The organism is Oleiphilus sp. HI0132 (assembly GCF_001635845.1).
This window is the reverse complement of sequence record NZ_LWGJ01000441.1, coordinates 1-1,355: the sequence shown is the minus strand read 5'-3', so window position 1 is coordinate 1,355 and position 1,355 is coordinate 1. Positions and strand designations below refer to the sequence as shown.

The 1,355-nt window shown below is 49.5% G+C and carries 1 pseudogene; it reads left to right on the top strand.

The window, feature by feature from the left end:
• Positions 1 to 1,355, top strand: a pseudogene (locus tag A3766_RS30455) (hypothetical protein); the annotation flags it as partial.

Here is a 1,355-nt window from a genome sequence, read left to right as displayed (position 1 = left end):
CCCCTATGGCCGATGCGGGCCCTGACCAACAAGCAAACGGGAATGACATTGTCGTCGTTAGCGGCGCAAATAGCACCGACCCGGAAGGAAGCAGCCTGAGCTATACCTGGCAACAGGTTTCCGGCCCTGTGGTTACAGTTCTAGATTCAGAGCAAGCTCAAGCTTCATTCATAGCACCGGAAAATGGTGGCGAAATTGAGCTTAGCCTAACCGTCAATGACGGCGAGTTAAACTCTGTAAGCGATAGCATTATTATTTCTGTTCAAGCTATCAGCACTGCATTGGTCGCTCACGCAGGCGCTGACCAAACAGTCAGAAGCAATACATTGGTTTCACTAGATGCCAGTGAAAGTACTCATAGTGAGCACCTGAGTTTAAGTTACGCCTGGCGTCAGACAGGTGGCCCAAGCGTCATTCTAAGCTCGGTGTCAGAACTACAACCACAATTCCAGGCACCTGAAACTGATTCGACTAGCACCCTTATCCTGACTTTCTCATTGGTAGTCAGTGATGGCGAAGCAAATTCTGCGGCTGACGAAGTGGTAATCAGTGTCAGCAATGCCAATTCGGCACCTTTCGCCAATGCGGGCCTATCTCAAAGCACTGAAGGCGGAGATTCTGTAACACTGGATGGAAGCCAAAGCAACGACCCCGAAAATGACACGCTCACTTACGAGTGGTCACAAACTGCAGGGCCAGACGTTGAACTGAATGATAACACCTTGGTCTCACCCAGCTTCGTGGCGCCAACGGAGGGTGGAGAATTGCAGTTTTCACTTATTGTCAATGACGGTGAACTATCTTCGGAAATCTCATTCACGAATATTTCAGTGATGCCTGCAAACAATCCTCCTATCGCCAACGCCGGTGTCGACCGATATGTTGGCAGTCTCTCTATTGTGGCACTAAAGGGCAGCCGAAGCCTCGACCCTGAAGACGACCCCTTAAGTTATAGCTGGCTTCAAATAAGCGGCCCTGAAGTAAGCTTAAGTGATGAGACAGATGCTAACCCGGTATTTGAAGCTCACACTGATGGAAGATTGGTATTTTCATTAGTGGTTAACGATGGCCAACTCGATTCAGAACCGGACCTGGTTAATGTCGTGGTCGGCCCAATACCGGCGACTAATATTCGCGTAAATGGAACCGGTATTACCTGGGGAGCAAGCTACCCTAGCGGCAATAACCTAGACTGTTCCGGGGAAGCCATCGACCAACAGGATTGTTCCTTAGGTCGGGAGCTAACACATAACGATGATAGCGATGGTCGTGCAGGCTTCAGCTTTTTAAAGTTCGATGAGGATGGCGTTGAAACGGATAGTTCAGATGCTGAATGGAGCTGCGTTCAAGACTCT